Source organism: Neorhizobium sp. P12A (assembly GCF_008365395.1).
Lineage (GTDB): Bacteria > Pseudomonadota > Alphaproteobacteria > Rhizobiales > Rhizobiaceae > Rhizobium.
Map to the genome: position 1 here is coordinate 31,596 of NZ_QOVX01000001.1, position 23,490 is coordinate 55,085.

Sequence of the window (23,490 nt, forward strand, 5' to 3'; positions counted from 1 at the left end):
TCAATCCTCTTGCTGCGCCAGCCGGCATGCACCTTCAAGCGCCCGCGGCAATGGCGTCGAGAAGCCCGACCTCACCTGCCCGCTTGCGCACGATATCGCCGAGCGGCACTTCATTAAACGGCATGGTTCGCAGCTTCAACTGCGCATCGCAAACCTTCTTGCCCGCAATGGAAATCTTCGCTTTCGTCACCGCGAACCCCGACCCGTCATGCTCCAGCAGCGCCTCGATATCGAGCACGGCCTCCGGCTCGACGAAGGTGCGCATCTTGGCGCCATCGACGGTCATCAAAAACGGCATTGCGGCAAAATTGGTGACGGCGAGAACCAGCATGCCTGATGCCTGCGCCATGGTCTCGATCAAAAGAACACCGGGAACCAGTGGCATGCCGGGGAAATGCCCTTCAAAAACCGGGCTCTTGGCAGGAACGACCGAGCGCGCCTTCAGCACGCCCTTGGACAGGTCGACGGCTTCTACCCGGTCGATCATCTGGAAATATTCCAGCAGCATCGCAGTCTCCAATCCGGCCCCCGATCCGACACGATAGGGAAGGAAAGCGTGGGCGGGATTCGATAGTTAGGAACGAAATCGCCCGGCCGCCATATTTCAGAGCGGCAGGGCGTTCAAAAAAGATTGGACGAATGTCAGCCCTTGGCGGCGCGCAGTTCGTCGATCTTGGCGCAGAGGTTCTTGAGGACGAAGTATTCCTCTGTGGAAACCTTGCCTTCGTTGACTTCCTGCGTCCACTTTTCCAGCGGAATCTTGATGCCGAATTCCTTGTCGATGGCGAAAACGATGTCCAGGAAGTCGAGGCTATCGATACCGAGATCATCAATCGTATGGCTTTCCGGCGTAATCGTATCGCGGTCGATTTCGCTGGTTTCTGCGATGATGTCGGCAACTTTGTCGAATGTAGCGGTCACGCCCATACCTCTTGAAATGAAAGTTTAACCCCCCTCATAGGGAAATCCATTTCAAAAGCCAATGCTTTCCGCCCGAAGCCCCGGAAATTTGCCCAATAACTGTTGCCCAAAGAGCAATGAAACAAGGTGCCTCATGGCGAAAGGCGCCCCATGAGAGGTAGAACGCCTTCTCGCACCGGTCCTGAGCGCATCACCGGCGCTCATTGCGATTCAGTCGCCGATGATGATGTGCGTGTTCCTGAGCCCGGCTTCCTGCGCGAGCGAGAAGAAAGTCGCGGCATTCTGCGGCTGCAGGCGAACGCAGCCATGCGAAGCGGGCTGGCCGAGATGCTTCAGCTCATAGGTCCCGTGAACGGCATAGCCGCCATTGAAGAAAACCGCGTATGGCATCGGCGCATTGTCGTATTTCTTCGAATGATGGTCGCGCGATAGCCACTTCGCAGTATAGGAGCCCGCTGGCGTAACATAGCCCCTGCGAGCCGTCGAAACTTTCCAGCGATACATGGTGACGCCGTCTTCCGTTACCGTCATCGTCTGCGTAGGAATGTTGACTTGGGCCACCAGAACAGAGGCATTTGCGGAAGCGACGTGAAACTGCAAACATAAAATCGCGGCCAGAGCCGTCATTGTCTTCGTCATAATCGTCCCCTTCATAAAATCCACTTTTGGATATTCAGAACCCGGGGAGACACTATTGAAGGCGAGATTACATTTGCTTAATGCCCATGCTGATTGCGATCACAATATTGTCGAGGGAATTTTACCGGACGCATTAAGGAAACGATTAAAGCAGCATCAGAAAGGCGACGAACGCCAGGGCGACAAGCACCGAGCAGGCCGAGTAGAAGATCGAAACGCCAGCCTCGATATCGCTGACGGTCGCGATATCCCTGCCCGCCCCGTTGATCATCGGCTCCCGAACCATTTCGCCCCCATAGACGCGCGGACCGGCAAGCTGGATATCCAATGCGCCCGCCATGGCGGCTTCGGGCCGCCCGGAATTGGGCGAGCGATGCAGCCCGCCGTCGCGAACCGCAACGCGTATGGTGTTGCCCAGTGCAGCAAGGCCATTCTTGGCAAAAGCCCCAACGGCAATCAGCAGGATCGACAGCCGCGCCGCCGGCCAGTTTGCGAGATCATCAAGCCGGGCAGCCGCCCAGCCGAAGTCGATATAGGTTTCCGACTTGTGGCCGATCATCGAATCGGCCGTGTTCAGCATCTTGTAGATGAACAGTCCCGGCAACCCGAAGACGGCATACCAGAGCGCGGGCGCCACGACCCCATCCGAGAAATTTTCCGCCAGGCTTTCGATCGCGGCACGGCAGATCCCCGCCTCGTCCAAAGTCTCGGGATCGCGTCCGACGATGCGCGAAACGGCAGCGCGTCCACCTTCCAGGCCCTCGCTCCGCAATGCCTTGGAAACCTCGTTGACGTGGTCCGCAAGGCTTTTCTGCGCCATGAAAACAGCAACCAGAAGCGCTTCCAGCATGATGCCGAGCCAGCCGAAGAAGGCGAGGAAGCCGTGCACCGCCCAACCGGCAATCAGCGCAATGAAGAGCAGGGCCACGATCGACATGATGCCGTTGCGACGGCGGATCATCCCCGGCAGATGCTTGAGATTGAACCTTCGGTCGAAGATTTCGATCAGCTTGCCGAAAACGACGACGGGATGCGACATCCGTGACCAGAGCCAGTCCGGATCGCCGAGGATTCGGTCAAGGATCAGGGCCAGGACGAGAATGAGCAGGTGTTCGTCGATTATCATGTCTTAAAATCCGCAAGAGCCTCGGCGAGCCTGATGTCGGCATCCTCGTCGGGGCAAAGGCCGAACCGCAACCAATCCGCCGCATAGTCGAATTTGCGGACCAGAATGTGATGACGGCCGAGATGCGAATATATGTCGCTCGCTTGGCCATCGGCAACGAGCGCGAAAAGTTCCGTACCGCCGGCAACCGTCAGCCCCGCCCCTGACAAGACCTCCTGAAGCGCATTTCGGCGCTCGGCGATGCGTGCCCGGATCGATGTTGTATCCTCGGTAAGCAGCGAGGCCGCCAGCGACAAAGCGGGGCCCGAGACCGCCCATGGACCGAGCCAGTCTTCGAAGCAATCGAGGAGGGAAGCCTTGGCGATGACAAATCCGAGGCGCAAGCCGGCCAGGCCGAAGAACTTGCCGAAGGAGCGAAAGATGACGAGATTCGGCATCGAAGCTGAAACCGGAGCAAGGCTCGCCTCGGGCCGCATGTCGCCGAAGGCCTCGTCGACGATGAGGAAACCGTCCCGCGCCGCCAATCGATCGTGCATTTTCCGCAGGCGCTCTACGCCGATCACCCGGCCATCCGGATTGTTGGGGTTGACCACGACGACGATTGAATGCTCGCCACCCACCACATCGAGATCGCAAATCCTGTCAATCTCAAAACCAGCTGCCTCGAATGCCTTGGCATACTCACCGTAGGTCGGTGACAGGATCGCGACGCGCCCGACCCGTCCGGCAAGGCGTGGAAGGAGCTGGATGACCGACTGCGTCCCGGGGACCGGCAATGGCAGAATGTCGCCGCTCCGGTAATAATCCCCCGCCGCCTTGCGTGCCCGTTCTGTCAAATATTGATCCGGCAATCGATGCCATGCCGAAACCGGAATTTCGGGGAGCACAATCGGATTGGGGTTGATGCCGGTCGATAGGTCGAGCCAGTCCTCGGGCTTCCCGCCGAACAGCCGCGCCGCCGCGGTGATGCCGCCGCCATGCAATATCCTGCCGCTCATGCAGCCTCGCGAGCGATATCGATCAGATGCATGTAGGAGCCCGCGACATTCCCTCGCTGCAGGCCTGCAAGGCCGAGATCCGTGCCACGCGCGTCGTGGACGCTGAACAGCCGTTCCGCCTGTCCCTCGGAAACGATCGTCGAATAGTGAAACTCATGAGCCGTCATCGGGCGATCGAAGAAAGAGCCCGCGAGTGGCTTTACCCGCCGATAGCCGAGATGGCGTTCGCGCGTCTCATAGCTGGTGACGACGGGCAAAAGACCGAGCATCTCATGCCGCTCGCCCGATGCGTCAACAAGGCCCTCGCCCAGCACCATGTAGCCACCGCATTCACCGTAAATGCGCACGCCACGGGCTGCCGCCGATTGCATGGCTTCAAGAAAGCGACCCGCGGCGGCAAGTTTGCCTGCATGCAGCTCCGGATAGCCGCCGGGCAGATAAATCGCATCCGCATCAATCGCAGGCGCTTCGTCGGCAAGCGGTGAGAAGAAGGAAATCTCGGCTCCCCGCCGTTTCCAGCCGAGCAGCATGTGCTCATAGGAGAAGGCGAAGGCGATGTCGCGCGCAACAGCGATGCGTTGACCCAAAGGCGGCAATCGCTCGATATTCGCTGCCGCCGCGCGCTTCATGCCCTGATGCGCCGCGCGCAGCAGCATTTCGAAATCGCATTCCGCGGAAACGGCCTTCGCCGCACGCTCGATGAAATCCTCAAGACCGTTATGTTCTCCGGCCTGAACAAGCCCAAGATGCCGCTCCGGCAGCGCCAGGCTCTTGTCCGCGCGAACGACCGCAATGACGGGCATCCGTATCGCATTAAGTGCATCCCGCAGCATCGTCTCATGCCGCTCGCTGCCGACACGGTTGAGAATGACGCCGGCGATGCGGATATCGGCGCGGAAATTGGCAAAGCCGCTAACAAGGGCTGCCACCGATTGCGACATCCGCGAGGCATCGACGACAAGCACGACCGAGAGCGAAAGCAGGGCTGCAAGGTCCGCCGCCGATCCCTTGCCGTCAGCCGCCGCGTCGAAAAGTCCCATCATTGCTTCGATGACCAGGGTTTTGCCGCCAGCCACATGTCGGGATGCGTTGGCTGAGATCAACTCCGGCCGCATCGCCCATGGATCGAAATTGAGGCAAGGCGTGCCGCCGGCAGCCGCATGGAAGGCCGGATCGATATAGTCCGGACCAGCCTTGCCCGGTGCGACGGGAATTCCCTTTTTCTTTAGCGCGCGCAGCAATCCCAGGGTCACCGTGGTCTTGCCGGACCCGGAGGAAGGTGCCGCTATGAGCAGGCCGCTCATGCCGATGCCTTCCGGCCGTCGGCCGCATGCGGCGCGGGCTGCAATTTGCGTCCCTGCAGCGCGCCGAGCCAATCGAGCGACGGCCTGAGCTTCACAACCTCGCCGACTACGACGATCGCCGGCGGCTCCAGTCCGGAGGCGGCAACCGCTGCCTCGGCCTCGCCCAACGTCGTCTCCAGCACCTGCTGCGCCGAGGTGGCGGCATTGCAGACAAAGGCGAGCGGCTCGTCCGGCGAGCGACCGGCAGCGATGAGATTGGCGCTGATCTGAGCGATATGCTTCATTGCCATATACATGACGATAACAGGAGAGCCCTTGCCGATGGCTTCCCAATTGATTGCGTCAGGCACGACACCCGATGAATCGTGGCCGGTCAGGAAGGTGACGGCATGGTTGACATCGCGGTGCGTCACGGGAATTCCCGCATAGGCAAGGCCACCGATGCCGGCCGTAATTCCGGGCACGATCCGGAACGGGATATTATGTTCGACGAGCGTCAGCGCTTCCTCGCCGCCGCGACCGAATACGAAGGGATCGCCGCCCTTCAGCCGCAACACCCGCTTCCCAGAGCGGGCAAGCTCCACTAGGCGCAACGAAATATCGCGCTGCTTCGCCGACGGCTTTCCGCCCCGCTTGCCGGCATATTCCACCGCCGCACCCGGACGGGCAAGCTTCAGGCAATCCTCATTTACGAGCGCGTCATGGACGATGACATCGGCTTCCGAAAGCCCTTTGGCCGCAAGTAGCGTCAAGAGCCCAGGATCGCCCGGCCCGGCGCCCACGAGCCAGACGCTGCCCGGCTCGATCGCCGGAAGATTGGAAAATGCGGTGTCGTTCATCCAAGCTGTCCTATGCCCGGTCGGGCGGAATTGCAATATTGGCAGCAATGCCGCCGAAGCGGATGTTCGTTTGCGGCATCGAACGCCACCGGACAGCATTGAAAGCGCAATCCGCCAACGCTAGTCTTCGCACCGCAAAGCTTGTCCGGAGGATGCGTGAAGGCGATTCTGAAAGTTTGTCTAACGGCGCTGATATCAGGGGCGCTGCCGATTGCCGCATCTGCCGAATGGCAGGCGGTCGAAAAGGTGCAGACCTATCCCATCACAGGCAAGACCGGCGCTGAACTTTACGAATCGATCGGCGAACACGGGCCTACTCTCGGCACTGGGCGCACGATCGCGCATACAGGTTTCAAGCTGACCTGGACCCGGCAATACGTTCCGCAAGACAATGCGTGCGTCCTCGTCTCAGCCGTTCCGAAATTGATTATTACCTACACGCTGCCCAGGCCTGCATCGACGCTCCCCGCGCCGGTCCGCCAAAGCTGGGAGACTTTCATCGCGGGCGTGCGCAAGCACGAGGCGGTCCATGGCGACAGCATCAAGCAGTTGGTCAGGGAAATCGAGCAGACGAGCGTCGGCCTGTCGGCCCCTGATGATCCGGACTGCAAGAAAATCCGCGTCGAGCTGACGAAGCGCCTCGGCGACCTGTCCCTGCAGCAGCGGCAGCGCGACACCGAATTCGACCGCGTCGAGATGAGCAAGGATGGCAACATCCAGCAACTCATTCTTGCCCTGGCGAACGGTCCGTAAGGCAATTCCAGCAAAAGCCAACAGCGGTTTTGCGTCCGGAATTGCGCAGACGCATCAGAGCGCAGCTTTCATTATTTTGATTTCTTGAAGTTACAAAAGTCGACTATCGTCTGCGCGCCGGCACAGATCGCCGGATCACTTGGCGGCATTTGCCGTGTCAACCAACACATAGCGACTGAATGAGGGAGCGTTGGCTCTGCTCGACGGCTGTCTGCGTCGCCGCCGGCGCTCCGAAAGAGGAGGCAGGAATGGAATATCGCAAGCTCGGTCCCACCGGGGCTATCGTCACCGCCTATTGCCTGGGCACCATGACTTTCGGCAACGAGGCCGATGAGGAAACATCTCACACATTGCTCGACGATTATTTCGCCGGCGGCGGAAACTTCATCGATACCGCCGACGTCTACAGCGCCGGCAAGTCCGAGGAAATCATCGGCCGTTGGCTGAAGGCGCGACCGACCGAAGCCGACCAGGCCGTCATCGCCACCAAAGGGCGCTTCCCGATGGGACAGGGTCCGAACGATCTCGGCCTTTCGCGCCGCCATCTCGGCAAGGCGCTGGATGATTCGCTTCGCCGCCTCGGCATTGAGCAGATCGACCTTTACCAGATGCATGCCTGGGACGCGCTGACGCCGATCGAGGAGACATTGCGCTTCCTCGACGACGCGGTTCGTGCAGGCAAGATCGCCTATTACGGTTTTTCCAACTATGTCGGCTGGCACATTGCCAAGGCTTCCGAAATCGCCAAGGCGCAGGGCTACACGCGCCCTGTGACGCTGCAGCCGCAATATAATCTGCTGGTCCGCGACATCGAGCTCGAAATCGTCGCGGCCTGCCAGGATGCCAGCATGGGGCTCCTGCCCTGGTCACCGCTTGGCGGCGGCTGGTTGACGGGCAAGTACAAGCGGGACAATACGCCGACCGGTGCCACCCGCCTTGGCGAAAATCCATCCCGCGGTATGGAATCCTATGCCCAGCGTAACGCTCAGGAACGCACCTGGGCGATCATCGAAGCAGTGGAAAAGATCGCAAAGGCCCGGGATGTCAGCATGGCGCAGGTTGCCCTTGCCTGGACCGCGGCACGACCGGCGGTAACGTCGGTCATTCTCGGTGCCCGCACGAAGGAGCAACTCGCCGATAACTTGGCCGCGGCCAAGCTGCGCCTCACCGAAGAAGAAATGGCGACGCTGAACGACATCAGCGCACCGCAGCCGTCATCCTATCCCTATGGCGACGGTGGCACCAACCAGCGGCACCGCAAGATGGAAGGCGGCCGCTAATAGAGACGAGGCCCGCCGCGATCTGCGGCGAGCCTCCTTACTCCCAAGTGATCTGGCGGCTTAAGCCGTCAGGATCGTATCGCGGATAAGGTCGATGACCTTTTCCGACTGGATGCCGGTGCAGACGATCTGGCTTGGCAGATTGTCCCAGTCGCCTGGTGGGAAGCGCTTGCCATCCGGCTTCACGATGGTCTGGCCGTCGGCAATGCCGCCGCAGACGACGCGGACGGAGCCGGTGATCGTCTCGAACAATTCGGGCGCCACGACATAGACGCAGGCGCAGCTGTCATGCACCATCATGCCGTCCTCGACCGCATGCTTGTAGAAGTCGATATAGGACTGCGACAAATCGTTGAGCAGTTGGACCGACTTGCCGCCCGATTTCGCCATCTCGCCCAGATAGCTGCGGCTCATGGTCGTGACCGCCGTTACGTCGAGGCCGACGACCACGACCTTCCAGGCGGCCGTCATGACGACATCGGCGGCCTCCGGGTCCCCATGGATATTGGCTTCGGCGACCGGCGAAACGTTGCCCGGCACGTAGAAGGAGCCGCCCATGATGACGACATCCTTCACCAGCTTGGCGATGTCAGGGTCATGCTTCAGTGCCAGCGCCAGATTGGTCATGCGACCGACCGCGACCAGGGTCACCCCGCCCGGATTGGCACGCACGGTGTCGATGATGAACTGGTAGGCCGGACGCGGATCGGGTGAAATATCGACTGTCTCGGGGACGTCGATATCACCGAGGCCGTTAACCCCATGAACCCATGTCGGCCATGCACGTTCGTGGCGCGAGGGATCGAAGGTAACGCTGGCGCCCTTGGCGACGGGGCACGGAATGTCCCATTCGCGCTTCAGGAAAAGCGCATTGCGGGTCGTCGTCTCGACCGACGCATTCCCGAAAACCGTCGTTACGCCAAGCAGGTCGATGTCAGGGTGGCGGTGCAAAAAGAGGAGCGCCATGGCATCGTCGACGCCAGGGTCCGTGTCGTAAATGACTTTGTGCATGATTATTCCTTGCTATTCAGTCGCCGCGTCACGGCATGACCGGCGAAATGCCTCACCATACCGGCCGACGCCATTTCTGCAATATCCGACGCAATTTTGAGCGATTTCGTCACAGCTTGCGGTGAATCAGGTCAGAAATCCCGAATTTTCAGCAGATTTCAGCGATCGCGGCGGTCGAGAACGCTGATTTCAGCTTCGGCACGACAAGGATTGCGGAAGGTCCGGCAGCAGCCAGAGCCGCAGCTTCGGCCACACCGTGGCAGCCGACGCGGGCAAAGACCAATTCGGAAGGATTCTTCAGCCGCGGCGTTTCCTTCTCCAGCGTCGCGGCATCAAAGAAACGAAGCGGCACCTCGAGATAATCGGCAAGCGCAAGAATTGCAGGCTCCTCCCGCTTCATGTCGATCGAGGAGAGGCATGCCACCTGCCCTGCCCCAATTCCTGCTGAAGACAAGGCCTCCTCTGCAAGCATGCGAATATGCTCAATAGGAGCACCGCGCTCGCAACCTATGCCAAGCACAAAAGGCCTCGACTCCGCATCGGAATGACACGGTTCGCCCACATTTGTCACGTCACGATCTTCGGGCATCTCCACCACTCACCGGATTTGTCAATTTTGCTGCACTGTGTCGGAATGGCAATTGCTGACAAGGCCATGGAATGCAACAAGGCGCACCATTCCAATCGCCCAGAGTCCCTCATCTTGCAAGACATTACCCTCCACCTTCTCCCCCTGCTCTTTGCCGCTGCCTTCTTTGCCGGTTTCGTCGATTCGATTGCCGGCGGCGGCGGTCTGATCACCGTGCCGGCCATGCTGATCGCGGGTATTCCGCCCTTGCAGACGCTCGGGACCAACAAGGTGCAGTCCATCTTCGGCGCAGGCTCGGCAACGCTCGCCTATGCCCGCAAGGGTCATGTCCAGCTGCGCGAGCAATTGCCGATGGCTCTGATGGCCGTGGGCGGCGGCGCATTGGGCGCAGCGCTTGCGACCATCATGCCGAGCCAGGTTCTGGGTATCGTCATGCCCTTCCTGCTGATCGCCATCGCGCTCTACTTCGCCTTCAAACCCAATCTCGGCGATGTCGAAAAACACCGGCGCATGAGCGCGCTTGCTTTCGGACTGACGCTGGTGCCGCTGATCGGCTTCTACGATGGCGCCTTCGGCCCCGGCACCGGCTCTTTCCTGATGCTCGGCTTCGTCAGCTTGGCCGGCTTCGGCCTCCTGAAGGCGACGGCGCACACCAAGCTTCTGAATTTCGGTTCGAATCTCGGCGCATTGATCGTCTTCATGTCCTACGGGGTCATTCTTTGGAAAGTCGGCCTGACCATGGGCGTCGGTCAGTTCCTCGGCGCGCAGGCCGGATCGCGGCTCGCCATGCGCAACGGCGCAAAGATCATCAAGCCCTTGCTTGTCGTCGTCTGCATCGCCTTCGCGATCAAGCTGATCGCCGATCCGTCCAATCCCGTGCGGGTTTGGCTGGGTTTTTAAAGAGCACTTTGCTCTATTATTGCCTCGTTCAATTACCTCTGGCGTAATTGATGCTGCATGCTGCCTTTCGCATGATCGCAAGGCCTGGATGGACCGGGCGATCACAAAGGAGACGAGACGATGTTTGATGCGACTGAATTGGCCGAGCGTTACATCGCGATCTGGAACGAAACCGATGCGGGTCGGCGGCGCAAGATGATTGCCGAATGCTGGACCGAAGATGCGGTCTATATCGATCCGATGATGAAGGCTCAAGGTCATGCCGAGATCGATGGATTGGTCGCCGCGGTGCATGGTCGGTTCCCGGGCTTCCGCTTTTCCCTGGTAAAGCCAGCTGACCGCTATGGCGACAATCTGCGCTTTTCCTGGCAGCTCGGGCCGCAGCATCAGCCGGACATGATTATGGGCACGGATTTCGCGCTTCTGGACGGCGATCGGATTAAGACGGTCAATGGCTTTATCGACCAGCTTCCTGCAGAGGCGGCATGACGCCCGCCGCCCGCTCTCTCGGCGACTACCTGCGCGAATGGCGGCAGCGCCGCCACCTGAGCCAGCTCGATTTCGCCCTCGAAGCCGACATCTCGCAGCGGCATCTGAGCTTCATCGAGAGCGGGCGCGCGACCCCCAGCCGCGAGATGCTACTTCATCTGGCGGAGCGGCTGGGCGTGCCTCTGAGGGAGCGAAACCCCATGCTGCTGGCAGCAGGATTTGCTCCTGTCTTCGCCGAGCGCTCGCTGGACGATCCAGCGCTAGCTCCGGCTCGGCAGGCTGTCGACATGGTGTTGAAGGGGCATGAGCCATTTCCCGCGCTCGCTGTCGATCGTCACTGGACGCTGATCGCCGCCAATGCAGCGGTTGCGCCTCTGCTGACCGGCGTCGCCGACGCAGCACTGCTCGAACCGCCGGTCAACGTTCTGCGCCTCAGCCTGCATCCGCAGGGCATGGCACCGAAGATCATTAACCTGGCTGAGTGGCGCACGCATCTTCTGGAGCGCCTGCACCAGCAGATATCCTCCACCCGTGACCGTGTGCTTGCCGGCCTCCTGACCGAATTGTCCGCCTATCCGGAGCCGTCCGCGCGGCGAAACAAGCCGTCGCCTGAGCGCGACTATGGCGGCATCGTCGTTCCGCTCGAGTTGGAGACCGAGAAAGGTATCCTCTCGCTCTTCTCGACAGTAACGGTGTTCGGCACGCCAGTGGATATCACCTTGTCCGAGCTTGCAGTGGAATCCTTCTTCCCGGCGAATGCTGAAACCGCGAGCATCCTGAAAGAATTCGCTGATGTAACAAAGCCCGGGTAACCACTGGAATGATTCGAGAAAATCCTAATAGCGAACGATGAGCTTCTCGTCCTGCCACAGCCGGAAGCCGCCGAGGAAAGCATTCTCGTTCGAGCCGCGCCGGCAGTTGGGCGGAAGCTCCTTCAACTTATCGACATTGCCACCACCGATGACGATGTAGTCGGACTGGAGCGCCGCCTGCAGCCGTTCGACGACGTCGACGACCGACAGGCGCCACTTGGCCTTACCGCGACGCTGCAGGCCACGCTCGCCAACGTAGTCCTCGAACGTATTGCCCTTCCTGTAGGGCAGATGCGCAAGCTCCATCGGTAGGCAGACATTCTCTGCCACCATTGCCGCGCCGAGCCCGGTGCCTAGTCCGAGAAAGAGCATCCGCCCGCCCTCATAGCTGCCGATCGCCTGCATCATGGCATCGTTGACCAATCGCAAAGGCTTGTCGAATGCCGCCTGGAAGTCGAACCCTTTCCAGCCGCTGCCGAGATTGTGCGGTTCCAGCGCCGGCTTGTTGTCGGCGATCGGACCGGGATAGCCCATGCCGATCGCGTCGTAATCCCATCCCGAAGCAAGATCCTTGACGGCTTCGACCATCTGCTTTGGCGTCATATGCGGCCCGGATTCCACCGCCCGCTTTCCGCCGATCGTGCTGAGCGAAACCTTGACGTGCGATCCGCCGAGATCGATTGCCAGCACCGTCTTCTGCGCACTCTTTTTCGTCTTCAGACTCTGGTTGATCGCCGCGCCAATTTCATCGGTCATCTGCCACTCCTTGTTCCGGTTGCCGCCTTGGGCAATCCCGCTATTTCCACCCGGTGACCATCAAGTCGATATTTATCTAGGGCCCGCTCACGCGCCGGCTATCGTTTCTACGATTCGTCGGGCAAATTACAGTTTTAGATGCCGAACGCGACGTCAACTTGGGCAACTTCGTTCACGATCGCCGCCAGCCCTTTTTTTCCGGGCGACGGTCGAAAATCGGGAGCTTGCCCCATCAAAGGACGACCAGACGATGGATACGACAGATGCACCCGGCGCCCCCGGCATTGAGCCGCGCTGGACTTCGAGCGACAAGAGCGCCGTCGGCACCGCCGTCAGCCCCGAAAGCCAGGTGTGGTTCACAGCCAGCCACGGAATCCTGAACGAAATCTACGCGCCACGTCTCGACATGGCCAGCATCCGCGATTTCGGCTTCGTCGTAACAGCTACCGATTACTTCTCCGAAGAAAAGCGCGATACCAACCATACAGTTGAAATGATCGAGGATGGCGTTCCCGCCTTTCGGCTGATCAACACCGCCAAGGATGGCCGCTATCGCATCACCAAGATCGTTCTCACCGACCCCGAACGCGAAGTCGTTCTGCAGGACATCCGGTTCGAGGCTCTCATCGGCCAATTGCAGGATTATCGGCTGCACGCGCTCGTCGCCCCGCATCTCGTCAATGCTGGTGCCAACAACACTGCGTGGTATGGCGATTTCAAGGGGCGTCAAATGCTCTTTGCGCAGGGAGCCGGTCGCTCTCTCGCCCTTGCCTCCTCCACGCCCTGGATTGCCCGGTCGGCAGGCTATGTTGGCTTGTCGGACGGCTGGCAGACATTGCACAAGGGCGAGGGTCTGCGGCTGGAATTCCAGCGCGCCGAATGCGGCAATGTCGCGCTGTCAGGAACGATTGATCTCCTAGCCGGAGAGGGCAGCGCCGTCCTGGCGTTGGGCTTCGGGACGCAGCCCGAGGAGGCGGCATTCCGGGCGCTCCTCAGCCTCCGGAAAGGTGTGGAACCGGCTCTGAAGCAGTATCGTGCGGGCTGGCGAAAGTGGCAGGCAAGCCTCCTGCCCCTCGACGAACCGCACGATCCGCAGACGCTGAACCGATATCGAGTCAGCACATCTGTTCTCGCCACCCATCGCGACGATGCCTCGGGCGCCATCATCGCCAGCCTCTCCATCCCCTGGGGCTTCAACAAGAGCGATGACGACCTCGGTGGCTACCACCTCGTCTGGACCCGCGATCTCGTCGAGACCGCCGGTGGTTTCCTTGCGGCCGGCAGTGAGAAGGATGCTCGATCCGTCCTCGACTATCTCGTTGCCATCCAGGAAGGCGACGGGCATTGGGTCCAGAACGCCTGGCTCGACGGCCGGCCCTACTGGTACGGCATCCAGATGGACGAGACCGCCTTCCCCATCCTGCTCTACGACATGCTGCTGAGAGCCAAGGCCATCGCCCCCGAAGAGGCCGACCAGTATCTGCCGATGATCGAGGCAGCCGCGAGCTACATCGTCCGCAACGGACCGGCGACCCAGCAGGATCGCTGGGAAGAAGATGCCGGATATTCGCCCTTCACGCTCGCCGTCGAGATCGCGGCGCTGTTGGCTGCGGCCGACGCCATGCAGGTGGCAGGAATGAATGAGGAGGCACAATATCTTCGCGAAGTGGCTGACGGCTGGAACGAGCGGGTCGAGGATTGGACCTATGCGACAGATACGGAGCTATCGAGGGAACTAGGTATCGATGGCTATTATATGCGCATCGCACTCTCTGCCGAAGACGGCCTGCCGCGGACCCATGGCCTCATCCCGATCAAGAACCGGCCGGACAGCAACGAGGCATTGGAAGCAGGCCTGCTCGTCAGCCCCGATGCACTCGCCCTCGTGCGCTTCGGTCTTCGTGCCCCCGACGATCCGCGCATCCTGAACACGATCACCGCGATCGACACCCTGCTGAAGCGCGAATTGCCAGCCGGACCCTATTGGTACCGCTACAATGACGACGGCTATGGCGAGCAGGAGGACGGAGCGCCCTTCCACGGGACAGGCATAGGCCGTCTCTGGCCTCTCCTGACCGGCGAGCGGGCCCATTACGAGCTTGCGGCAGGCAATGTCGCCGAAGCAAAGCGCCTGCTCGCCGCCCTTGAGGCCTCTGCCAGCTCAGGTGGTCTTCTGCCGGAGCAGATATGGGATGAGGCCGATATTCCCGAGCGCGAACTCTTCCTCGGAAAACCGTCTGGCAGCGCCATGCCGCTGGTCTGGGCGCATGCGGAGCACATCAAGCTGCTGCGCTCGCTGAGGGACGGCGCGGTCTTCGACACGCCGCCGCAAACGCTTGAACGCTATGTGAAGAACAGGCCACCAATCGCCCCCATAGCTTGGCGGCTGACATCAATGGTCGAGCAGATAGACTGGGGAAGACCGCTGCGCATCGAACTCATGGCGCCTGCGATCATCCACTGGTCATCGGACGACTGGGAAACGGTGACCGACACCCTCACGTGCAACACCGGCCTCGGCACCCATATCTTCGATCTGCCGGCCACAATTCAGGCCGGCACCGTCATCCGTTTTGCCATTTTCTGGGTTCAGGACGAAAGATGGGAAGGATCGGATTTCGCTGTCGTGATCGGCTAATGCGCCCAATCGACTGACGCGACCCCGCGTCAGAACTTGATCATGTCGATCGCCGTCAGCGTCGTCTTTGCCGAAACGCCGGGCGCATTCATCATGTGCCAGGCGACATATTGCTCGGCATAGGGCTCGGTCGAGGACATGCCGTCGACCGGCAGGATGACGTTCATGCCCATCCAGAGCGCGGCATGTGTCGCAGTATCGAGCACGGCGCCTTCGGAGGCCGTCCCCGTCACGATGACGGTCTTGATGCCCTTCTTCGTCAGGATGTCGGCCAGATCGGTCTTGACGAATTTGTCCGGCCCGGACTTGACGATCGGATCGCCCTCCTTCGGCGTCAACGCCATCGCGATGTCCTTCGGCTCGGCCTGAGCCGTGATGCTGTAGATGACGGGCACCTTGGCGTCGCGCGCGGCGGCAATCAGCTTTTCCATCTTCGGCAGCGAGGCAAGGCAGCGCGGCTTGGTGTTGCTGTTGCAGGGCCCCTTGGTCGGATCCTGCGCGCCGTTGAAGTCGAGCACGAGAAGCGCAGTATCCTTGACGTCGATCGTGACAGGCTTCAGCGCGGGCGCGGCCGGCACCTTCACGCTCGACCAGTCGTCGATGATCGTCTCGGCAAACGCCGGCAAGGGCGCAGCGGCGCAGAGCAGAAGAACGGCGGCAATGCTGGTCATGGTTCGGCGTGCAGTCGTCATGGTACTTCCCCCTGTCGCGGCTTTTTCGCACGATGCGGCGCGATATTTCCGGAGGCATCGGGGTCAAGTCAAATCACCAGAAAACGCAAAAAGGTGATCGCCGGTTGATATGTTGCCCTTAGCATTTCACATCGAACCATCTGCCGGCTTCGCAGGCCCGACAAGTTCCGCTAAACAACAGCATGTTCGCTCTGGAATCGACATCGACCTATAGCCAGGAAATCAAACGCAGCCGTTTCACCGCGACGGCTGCCCCGATCGCGGATATGGACGCAGCCAAGGATTTCATCGCACGAAACAGCATTCCGGATGCCAACCACAATTGCTGGGCCTGGCGTGTCGGCCAGAACTACCGGTTCAGCGACGACGGCGAACCGAGCGGCACTGCCGGCAAGCCGATCCTGCAGGCGATCGACGGCCAGAAACTGGATACGGTGGCCGTCATCGTAACACGCTGGTTCGGCGGCGTGCTGCTCGGAAGCGGCGGCCTGATCCGCGCCTATGGCGGAACGGCGGCGCTCTGCCTCCAGGCAGTTCCTTATCGGCCTATCATCCCGATGGTCCAGGCGAGCGTCGAGCTGCAATTTTCCGATCTGGCGCTGATCAAGGCAAAGCTCTTGGCGCAAGCGGATACGCGGATCACCGAGGAACGCTTCATCGAAACGGGCGCGATCCTCCACCTCGCCCTTCCCGAAGCACTCGCCGACGAGATCGTTCGGAAACTCTCGGACCTGACCAGCGGCCGCGCCGTCGTCAGCATCAAATAGCGGGGCGCCTAGAACTCGACACCGGGCTGTCCCTTGATGCCCGAGCGGAACGGATGCTTGATCAGCTCCATCTCGGTGACGAGATCGGCAATCTCGATCAGTTCTTCCTTGGCGTTGCGGCCGGTCAGCACGACATGGGTCATGTAGGGCTTCTCCGTCTTCAGGAATTCCACGACCTCGTTGAGATCGAGATAGTCGTATCGCAGCGCAATGTTGATCTCGTCGAGCAGCACCATCGAATTGCGCTCGTCGCGGATCAGCTCTTTCGCCTTCTCCCAGGCAGTGGTCGCCGCAGCCACATCGCGGGCGCGGTCCTGTGTCTCCCAGGTGAACCCCTCACCCATCGTGTAGAACTGGCAGATATCGGAGAAATGCTTCTCGATCAGGTCGCGCTCGCCCGTCCACATCGCGCCCTTGATGAACTGGACGACGGCGCAAGGCTTCTTGTGGGCGATATGGCGGAAGATCATGCCGAAGGCGGAGGATGACTTGCCCTTGCCCTTGCCCGTATGGACGATGATCAGGCCCTTCTCATCCGTCTTGGTGGCCATGATCTTGTCGCGCGCGGCCTTCTTCTTGGCCATCTTGTCGGCATGGCGCGCATCGTCCTTTTCGGCTCCAGCGGCCGGTTCCGTCATTTCTTCGCTCATGTGTTTCTCCCGGAAATTGTCGATTTTTGTGCCAACGGACCGCCCCGCCAGAGATAGAGCGCCACCAGCGTCTCCTGCCGCGTCTGCATGGCGTGGCTGATATCCGATGGATGATGGATAATCTCTCCGGCATGACGCGGCACGAACGGGCCGCCATCCTTGCTCCAGAGAGAACCATCCGTCAGCGGAATATAGATTTCCTCGGCGACATGGTGGTGGTCCGGATAATGGATATCGGGCCCAAGCATGAGGAATCCGCCAGCCATGACATCGCTATCGAAATGGCCGCGCGTTCCGAACAATTCCACCCAGCCGTAGCGCTTGAGAAAGGCATCGCCGAAATCGCCGGTGCTGTAGGTCTGCGCCCAATGGAGCGATGCGGCATCCCTGATCAGCGCAGACAGAAGCGTGTTGTCGTGATCGTCAGTGGGGACTGCAATGTCTGAGAGGTACTCCACGACCGGCAGGCCGCGCGGTTCGAGCGCGCGCTCCGCCATCTGCCAGTCGAAGCCCTCAAGGAACCGCGCCAACACTGCCTCGTGATGCGACGCCAGGTAAGCCCGAAAGCTCTGAAGCAGGGACGTAAAATCGCTCATGGGATCATCTCTTCCTCGGGGCTGACGGCTTGCAGGTCGAACCGTGCCGAATTGCTGCGCGGGGTCCAGAGCTGCCGGTCGATTGCCTCAAGCAGTCGCTCCTTCATCTCCTCGAGAGCGCTCGGGTTCTTCTCCGCCATGAAGTCGCGCACATGGGCATCGGCGACGAAGGCCTGATAGACCGCCTCGAAATGATGGTCGCGCACCGCACCGGTCGTGGCGGCGAAAGCGAAGAGATAATCGACGGTCGCGGCGATCTCGAAAGCGCCCTTGTAACCGTGGCGCATGACACCTGCGATCCATTTCGGATTGACCACCCGGCCGCGCACCACCCTGCCGATCTCCTCTTCCAGCGAGCGGATGACGGGCTTCTCCGGCCGGGAATGGTCGTTGTGGTAGATCGACGGCCGCTCGCCGGCAAGCTGCTCGGCCGCAGCAGCCATCCCGCCTTCGAACTGGTAATAATCGTCGCTGTCGAGCAGGTCGTGTTCGCGATTGTCCTGGTTCTGGACGACCGCCTGGATCGACCGCAGCCGGTCCTCGAAGACACCGCGCTCGGAGCGCCCCTCTTCACCGGCGCCATAGGCATAGCTGCCCCAGACGAGATAGGCCTCGGCGAGATCCGCGCGCCGCTCCCAGCCCTTTTCGTCGATAAGTGCCTGCAGCCCTGCCCCGTAAGCCCCGGGTTTCGAACCGAAGATGCGATAGCCCGCCCTTCGCAGCGCCGAAACCTCATCGAGTCCTGCCGAAACAAGCCGCTTGGCCTCGCCACACATGCGCGCCGCAATCGGATTGTCCGCCTCGTCCTCGTCGAGCTGGCCCACGGCACGAACGGCCTTGTCGAACAGCGCGATCTGTTCAGGGAATGCATCACGAAAGAAGCCGGAAATCCTGAGCGTCACATCGACGCGCGGACGACGCAATATTGCCGGTGGAATGATCTCGTATCCGGTGACACGGCGCGACGTCATGTCCCAGATCGGCTTGACGCCGATCAGCGCCAGCGCCTGGGCAATGTCATCGCCCCCCGTGCGCATGTTGGACGTGCCCCAGGCCGTCAGCCCGAAGGAAACAGGCCATTCCCCATGATCCTGCACGTAGCGGCGAACCAGCAGTTCCGCCGATTTCTTGCCAAGTTCGTAAGCCGCCGGCGTCGGCACGGCGCGGCTGTCCACCGAATAGAAATTCCGCCCTGTCGGCAGCACATCCGGCCTTCCGCGCGTCGGCGCACCGGAAGGCCCGGGCGGCACGAAACGGCCCTCCAGCCCCTTCAGCAACGCCGCGATCTCGGCATCGCCGCAGGCGAGGATGGAGGGCTTCAGGCGGGCCTCTATCTCGGTTAGAACCTCTCTGGTTTGGGGCCAGAAGGTCGGGCATTCGGTCTCGCCGGAGACGAGCTTTGCCGCCAGCAGCTCGATGCGCTCGACGGTGTCGCCATTCGTACGCCAGGGAGCATCGGAGACTTCAGCAAGAATTGCGGGTTTCGGGGCGGCCCACGGGGCGGCCATGTTGCAATCGAGGGGATCGAAGCGAGGAGAGCTTGGCATACCCCCCTCTGTCCTGCCGGACATCTCCCCCACAAGGGGGGAGATTGGGGATGCAGCCACTCGGCCAAAAGCCCCGTCTGAGAAAGCGGCCCCGCTGAACGTCGGGGTATCATCGAAACGGCGCGGCATATCGATCTCCCCCCTTGTGGGGGAGATGTCCGGCAGGACAGAGGGGGGGGCCTCGCAAGCCACCTCCACCAGCCCAGCATCCGCCGCAATCGCCCGCTGCAAACTCTGATCCCCGCCCTCGCCCAGCCCTCGTGGCACACGCGCCAACGCCACCGTCAAATCCGTGAGCAGCCGCCCCTGCGGCGAGACGCCGAAAATGTGCAGGCCGTCGCGGATCTGCATTTCCTTGAGGTCGCAGAGATAGGCATCCAGCTTCTGCAGCGCGCTGTCCTCACTCTCACCCTTGGCGATCCCGGCATCGGCATCCAACCCGATATCGGCGACCAGATCGAGGATCTGCTTGCGCAGCAGCCGGATGCGGCGTGGATCGCCGCCGGAAGCCTCGTAATATTCGTCCACCAGCGCTTCGAGGTCCTTCAGCGGCCCGTAGCTTTCGGCCCGTGTCAAAGGCGGCGTCAGGTGGTCGATGATAACGGCGCTGGAGCGACGTTTGGCCTGCGTACCCTCGCCCGGATCGTTGACGATGAAGGGATAGAGATGCGGCAAAGGCCCGAGAATTGCTTCGGGATAGCAGGTCTCGCAAAGCGCCAGCGCCTTGCCTGGCAGCCACTCAAGATTGCCATGCTTGCCCATGTGGATCACGGCATGGGCGCCGAATTCCTGGCGGAGGAACGCATAGAAGGCGAGATAGCCATGCGGCGGCACGAGATCCGGCGAATGATAGCTTTCCTTCGGATCGATATTGTAGCCGCGCGCCGGCTGGATGCCGACCAGCACCTCGCCGAACCGTGTAAACGGCAGGGCAAACGCGCCGTCGCGGAAATAGGGATCCAACTCCGGAGCGCCCCAGCGCGCAGTGATCTCCTCTTGAATCTGATTGGGAAGAGATGTGAAGAAGACCCTGTAATGACTCGCAGAAAGCCTCTCGCGGACCAGCTTCCCATCATGGCCGGAATTGGTCGGCCCTTCCATCAGATGGCGGATCAGCGCGTCGCCATCGGCAGGCAGATCCGAAACCGGATAGCCCTGCGCCTGCATTGCCCGCAACACCTCGACAGTTCCCGCCGGCGTATCTAGCCCGACACCGTTGCCGAGCCTGCCATCGCGGTTCGGGTAATTCGCCATGACCAGGGCGACGCGCCTTTTCTGAGGCTGCGTCCCCCGAAGCGTCGCCCAATTTGCCGCTAATTCGGCCACGTAGCGCATGCGTCCCGCATCCGGCTCGCTGCCGACGATATTGGCCTCAACCCGCTCGTCATAACGAGCAGCTGCCTTGAAGGCGACCGCCCGCGACAGCACGCGGCCGTCGACTTCTGGCAGCGCAACGTTCATACCGAGATCACGCGCGGACAAACCTTGTGCCGAGGCGGCCCAGGCTTCACGAGACGAAGCCGAAAAGATCGCCTGCAGAACGATCGCCTGATTGGCCTCCAACACGGTCGGCTCGCGATCGGCGCCGGGTGCCGAAACGGCAAAGCCCGTCGTATTGATCACCACGCCGGGCTTTATTTCGGAGAATACACTTTCGAGAATGCCCTTGGAGACAGGATCCTTGAGGCTGTAGGCAAAGACCGGCAGCGGCCGGATGCCCTTGGCGATCAGAGCTTCGATCAGAGCTTCGACCGGCTTTGTTTCACCGCTCTGAACGAGGGCACGGTAGAAACTGATGGCAATGGTCGGAAGTGCGAGCCCTGCAGGGGTCGCCATATTGTCCGGGGGCTGGCGTAGCGCCTCCTCAGAAACCCGCCGCCACTCCTCAACGCCTATAACGCCCCTGCCCGGCCACCAGATGCCCGCCTTCATTAGCGGCACCGCGGGCTCCGGCGTCTCGCCGCCGGAAAGCATCGCGTTAGCATAGGCCAGAAACGCCCGCGAGTTCGCATCCCCGCCCTCGATCAGATACGACCAGAGCGCATTGAGGTCATCCAGCGCCACATTTGAAAACGGCGTCAGCCCCGGATCGGCTCGAGAATCTCCCGGCAGCACCGCAATCAGCGCTCCCTGACGAGCAGCGCAGGCATGCAGCGCCTCCAGCGCATAGTGGAAATAGCTCGCCCCGCCGAGCGCCCGAACGATGATCAGCTTCGCATGACACGCGGTACGCTCGATATAGGTATCGACCGACATCGGATGCTTAAGGCTCATCAGGCTGGCGAGCCTCAGGGAAAATCCGGCATTCCCGTGGCCGTGAGCCGCCGCGATAGCGGCGAGCTCCGTGTCGGCAGCCGACAGGAAAAGGATATCGCCTGGCGATTGGCCGAGATCAATCGCCTCGTCGCCATCGCTGATCGTACCCTTCTGTGCCAGCAGGAGATGCATCGTTCTGCCTTACACCAGCGCCTCGATCGCCCCGCGAACGACCGTCTCGTCCATATCGTGCAGGCCGATGACGACGAGCCGGGTCGCACGCGCTTCGCCAGATATCCATGCGCGGTCGAAATATTGATCGATGCGGCTGCCGACGGCCTGGATCTGCAGGCGCATCGGCTTGCCGGGAACATCGACGAAGCCCTTCAGGCGTAGCACGTCATGTTCCGCAATCACGCCCTTCAGCTTCTCGATGAAGGCATTGGGATCGGCGACGGCACCAAGCTCGACGACGAAACTGTCGAACTCGTCGTGGTCATGTGGCGCGCCGTCCTCGTGCTCCAGCTCGTGATGCGATTTGCGGTTCGCAATGTCCTCCTCCGTGCCGACGCCAAGGCCGAGCAGCACAGCGGCAGGCACGTCGCCGTTCTTTGCCTCGATCATCGTCGGCCGGCGATGCGTGCGCGAGGAGACCTCGGCGCGTACGCCGGCGATGCCTGCCGAGTCGAGAAGATCGGTCTTGTTGAGAACGATCAGGTCGGCGCAGGTCAGTTGGTCCTCGAAAAGCTCCTCGATCGGATTGTCGTGGTCGAGCGACGCGTCTTCGGCGCGGGCGGCATTGACCGCATCATGGTCGTCGGCGAAACGGCCGGCCGCAACCGCTGCGCTGTCGACCACGGTGATGACGCCATCGACGGTCACCTGCGTGCGGATATCCGGCCAGTTGAAGGCGGCAACGAGCGGCTGCGGCAGCGCAAGCCCCGAGGTCTCGATGACGATATGGTCCGGCCGGGCGTCGCGCTCTAGGAGCTTCGTCATGGTTGGGATGAAATCGTCGGCGACGGTGCAGCAGATGCAGCCGTTGGTCAGCTCGATAATATCGTCCTCGGTGCAGTTTTCCGCGCCGCAGCCCTTCAGCACGTCGCCGTCGACGCCGAGATCGCCGAATTCGTTGATGATCAACGCGATCTTCTTGCCGCCGGTATTCTGCAGCAGGTTGCGGATCATCGTCGTCTTGCCGGCACCGAGAAAGCCGGTGATGACGGTGGCTGGAATTTTCTGCTGGTTCATCAAATCAACCCTTCATTTTCAGCGGCAGACCGGCCGCAACGAAATAAACTTCCGCGACTTGCGCCGCGATCATCTGGTGGAGGCGTCCGGCATGGTCGCGAAAGGCGCGCGCCATTGCATTGTCCGGCACGATCCCGAGCCCGACCTCGTTGGAGACGAGGACGAGCCGCGCTTTCGCATTCGGCAGGTATTCTGAAAGAGCGGCAAATTCCGCCGCAATGTCGCGCTCCTCCATCATCAGGTTCGTGACCCAGAGCGTCAGGCAATCGATCAGGATGACCCGCCCCTCGCCGTCGATGTCGGCAAGGCGAGAGACGAGATCAAGCGGCTCTTCATACGTCGTCCAGAGATCGCCGCGATCCGCCCGATGCTGCGCAATCCGCGACCGCATCTCGTCGTCCCACGCCCGCCCGGTCGCCACATAGTGACGATCGAGGCCAGAGGACGTCACCAGCGATTCAGCAAAGCGCGACTTGCCCGATCGGGCGCCGCCGAGGATGAGAACAGAGATGAAGGATGGGGATGTCATTTGCGCCGCCGATCGTCACGCATGGAGATGCTGCGCGGCGCTCGATGCGGCGAATATGGTCGCGCGAGCATCCGAAAACGGATGCCGAAATGGTTTCACAGCCATGACAACCTCCGTGCTGGCAGCGGAGCTTTCGCCCCTTGAGCT

The 23,490-nt window shown here is 61.2% G+C and carries 23 protein-coding genes; 7 read left to right on the top strand and 16 right to left on the bottom strand.

Annotation, left to right across the window (positions count from 1 at the left end; translation table 11 throughout):
• Positions 1 to 34: 34 nt before the first annotated feature.
• The 7 genes from DTW90_RS00150 to cobA form a co-directional block, all read right to left on the bottom strand.
• On the bottom strand, positions 35 to 508 hold the full coding sequence (locus DTW90_RS00150; RefSeq protein WP_132524024.1) for a 3-hydroxyacyl-ACP dehydratase FabZ family protein: 474 nt from the start codon (positions 506 to 508) through the stop codon (positions 35 to 37).
• A gap of 134 nt (positions 509 to 642) precedes the next feature.
• Positions 643 to 927, bottom strand: coding sequence for an acyl carrier protein (locus DTW90_RS00155; RefSeq protein ID WP_132524023.1), 285 nt, complete (start codon positions 925 to 927; stop codon positions 643 to 645).
• 204 nt (positions 928 to 1,131) lie between these two features.
• On the bottom strand, positions 1,132 to 1,560 hold the full coding sequence (locus DTW90_RS00160; RefSeq protein ID WP_149335933.1) for a L,D-transpeptidase: 429 nt from the start codon (positions 1,558 to 1,560) through the stop codon (positions 1,132 to 1,134).
• 145 nt (positions 1,561 to 1,705) lie between these two features.
• On the bottom strand, positions 1,706 to 2,686 hold the full coding sequence (gene cbiB, locus DTW90_RS00165; protein WP_132524021.1) for an adenosylcobinamide-phosphate synthase CbiB: 981 nt from the start codon (positions 2,684 to 2,686) through the stop codon (positions 1,706 to 1,708).
• On the bottom strand, positions 2,683 to 3,684 hold the full coding sequence (gene cobD, locus DTW90_RS00170; RefSeq protein WP_149335934.1) for a threonine-phosphate decarboxylase CobD: 1,002 nt from the start codon (positions 3,682 to 3,684) through the stop codon (positions 2,683 to 2,685). Before cobD ends, cbiB begins: the two co-directional genes overlap by 4 nt.
• A complete protein-coding gene (locus DTW90_RS00175; RefSeq protein WP_149335935.1) occupies positions 3,681 to 4,988 on the bottom strand; it encodes a cobyrinate a,c-diamide synthase in 1,308 nt (435 codons plus the stop codon). Before DTW90_RS00175 ends, cobD begins: the two co-directional genes overlap by 4 nt.
• Positions 4,985 to 5,827: a uroporphyrinogen-III C-methyltransferase gene (gene cobA, locus DTW90_RS00180; RefSeq protein ID WP_132524018.1), complete on the bottom strand. Its 843-nt coding sequence runs from the start codon at positions 5,825 to 5,827 to the stop codon at positions 4,985 to 4,987. The genes DTW90_RS00175 and cobA overlap by 4 nt, the downstream gene beginning before the upstream one ends.
• A 156-nt stretch (positions 5,828 to 5,983) precedes the next feature.
• Between cobA and DTW90_RS00185 the strand changes: the two genes are divergently transcribed.
• Together DTW90_RS00185 and DTW90_RS00190 are read left to right on the top strand one after the other, a co-directional pair.
• Positions 5,984 to 6,580: a DUF922 domain-containing protein gene (locus DTW90_RS00185; RefSeq protein WP_132524017.1), complete on the top strand. Its 597-nt coding sequence runs from the start codon at positions 5,984 to 5,986 to the stop codon at positions 6,578 to 6,580.
• 248 nt (positions 6,581 to 6,828) lie between these two features.
• Positions 6,829 to 7,860 carry an aldo/keto reductase gene (locus tag DTW90_RS00190; RefSeq protein WP_149335936.1) on the top strand — a complete coding sequence of 344 codons (1,032 nt, stop codon included), beginning with the start codon at positions 6,829 to 6,831 and terminating at the stop codon, positions 7,858 to 7,860.
• 60 nt (positions 7,861 to 7,920) lie between these two features.
• On the opposite strand, the gene DTW90_RS00195 is transcribed toward DTW90_RS00190, so the two are convergent.
• Together DTW90_RS00195 and DTW90_RS00200 are read right to left on the bottom strand one after the other, a co-directional pair.
• A complete protein-coding gene (locus DTW90_RS00195) occupies positions 7,921 to 8,871 on the bottom strand; it encodes a nucleoside hydrolase (protein WP_149335937.1) in 951 nt (316 codons plus the stop codon).
• A gap of 148 nt (positions 8,872 to 9,019) precedes the next feature.
• Positions 9,020 to 9,460: a cobalamin biosynthesis protein gene (locus DTW90_RS00200; protein WP_149335938.1), complete on the bottom strand. Its 441-nt coding sequence runs from the start codon at positions 9,458 to 9,460 to the stop codon at positions 9,020 to 9,022.
• Positions 9,461 to 9,574: 114 nt separating this feature from the next.
• Between DTW90_RS00200 and DTW90_RS00205 the strand changes: the two genes are divergently transcribed.
• The 3 genes from DTW90_RS00205 to DTW90_RS00215 all read left to right on the top strand — a co-directional run bounded on the left by DTW90_RS00205 (position 9,575) and on the right by DTW90_RS00215 (position 11,661).
• A complete protein-coding gene (locus DTW90_RS00205) occupies positions 9,575 to 10,360 on the top strand; it encodes a TSUP family transporter (RefSeq protein WP_149335939.1) in 786 nt (261 codons plus the stop codon).
• 120 nt (positions 10,361 to 10,480) lie between these two features.
• The gene (locus DTW90_RS00210) at positions 10,481 to 10,849 is read left to right on the top strand and encodes a nuclear transport factor 2 family protein (RefSeq protein ID WP_149335940.1); all 369 of its coding nucleotides are present in this window, start codon (positions 10,481 to 10,483) and stop codon (positions 10,847 to 10,849) included.
• Positions 10,846 to 11,661 (top strand): helix-turn-helix transcriptional regulator, encoded by an 816-nt coding sequence (locus DTW90_RS00215; RefSeq protein ID WP_149335941.1) that lies wholly within the window; start codon positions 10,846 to 10,848, stop codon positions 11,659 to 11,661. Before DTW90_RS00210 ends, DTW90_RS00215 begins: the two co-directional genes overlap by 4 nt.
• A 24-nt stretch (positions 11,662 to 11,685) precedes the next feature.
• Here the strand turns inward: DTW90_RS00215 and DTW90_RS00220 are convergent, their stop codons facing one another.
• Complete coding sequence (locus DTW90_RS00220) at positions 11,686 to 12,417, bottom strand: ROK family protein (protein WP_132524010.1); 732 nt, start codon at positions 12,415 to 12,417, stop codon at positions 11,686 to 11,688.
• A 250-nt stretch (positions 12,418 to 12,667) separates the two neighbouring features.
• Here DTW90_RS00220 and DTW90_RS00225 point away from each other — a divergent pair, with 250 nt between their 5' ends.
• Complete coding sequence (locus tag DTW90_RS00225; protein ID WP_149335942.1) at positions 12,668 to 15,055, top strand: glucan 1,4-alpha-glucosidase; 2,388 nt, start codon at positions 12,668 to 12,670, stop codon at positions 15,053 to 15,055.
• 29 nt (positions 15,056 to 15,084) lie between these two features.
• Here the strand turns inward: DTW90_RS00225 and DTW90_RS00230 are convergent, their stop codons facing one another.
• The gene (locus DTW90_RS00230; RefSeq protein ID WP_132524008.1) at positions 15,085 to 15,747 is read right to left on the bottom strand and encodes an isochorismatase family protein; all 663 of its coding nucleotides are present in this window, start codon (positions 15,745 to 15,747) and stop codon (positions 15,085 to 15,087) included.
• A 182-nt stretch (positions 15,748 to 15,929) separates the two neighbouring features.
• On the opposite strand from DTW90_RS00230, the gene DTW90_RS00235 reads away from it, so the two are divergent.
• Entirely contained in the window at positions 15,930 to 16,514 is a 585-nt protein-coding gene (locus tag DTW90_RS00235; RefSeq protein ID WP_149335943.1) for a YigZ family protein, read from the top strand.
• 8 nt (positions 16,515 to 16,522) lie between these two features.
• Here DTW90_RS00235 and cobO read toward each other — a convergent pair whose 3' ends face one another.
• From cobO to cobU, 5 genes are read right to left on the bottom strand one after another with little or no spacing between them, the layout of a single operon-like run.
• Positions 16,523 to 17,164 (bottom strand): cob(I)yrinic acid a,c-diamide adenosyltransferase, encoded by a 642-nt coding sequence (gene cobO / locus DTW90_RS00240; RefSeq protein ID WP_149335944.1) that lies wholly within the window; start codon positions 17,162 to 17,164, stop codon positions 16,523 to 16,525.
• Positions 17,161 to 17,760: a dimethylsulfonioproprionate lyase family protein gene (locus DTW90_RS00245; RefSeq protein WP_149335945.1), complete on the bottom strand. Its 600-nt coding sequence runs from the start codon at positions 17,758 to 17,760 to the stop codon at positions 17,161 to 17,163. Before DTW90_RS00245 ends, cobO begins: the two co-directional genes overlap by 4 nt.
• Positions 17,757 to 21,755, bottom strand: coding sequence for a cobaltochelatase subunit CobN (cobN, locus tag DTW90_RS00250; RefSeq protein WP_149335946.1), 3,999 nt, complete (start codon positions 21,753 to 21,755; stop codon positions 17,757 to 17,759). Before cobN ends, DTW90_RS00245 begins: the two co-directional genes overlap by 4 nt.
• 9 nt (positions 21,756 to 21,764) lie before the next feature.
• Complete coding sequence (cobW, locus tag DTW90_RS00255; RefSeq protein ID WP_149335947.1) at positions 21,765 to 22,814, bottom strand: cobalamin biosynthesis protein CobW; 1,050 nt, start codon at positions 22,812 to 22,814, stop codon at positions 21,765 to 21,767.
• 4 nt (positions 22,815 to 22,818) lie between these two features.
• Positions 22,819 to 23,343: a bifunctional adenosylcobinamide kinase/adenosylcobinamide-phosphate guanylyltransferase gene (cobU, locus tag DTW90_RS00260; RefSeq protein WP_149335948.1), complete on the bottom strand. Its 525-nt coding sequence runs from the start codon at positions 23,341 to 23,343 to the stop codon at positions 22,819 to 22,821.
• Between the last annotated feature and the right edge of the window lie 147 nt (positions 23,344 to 23,490).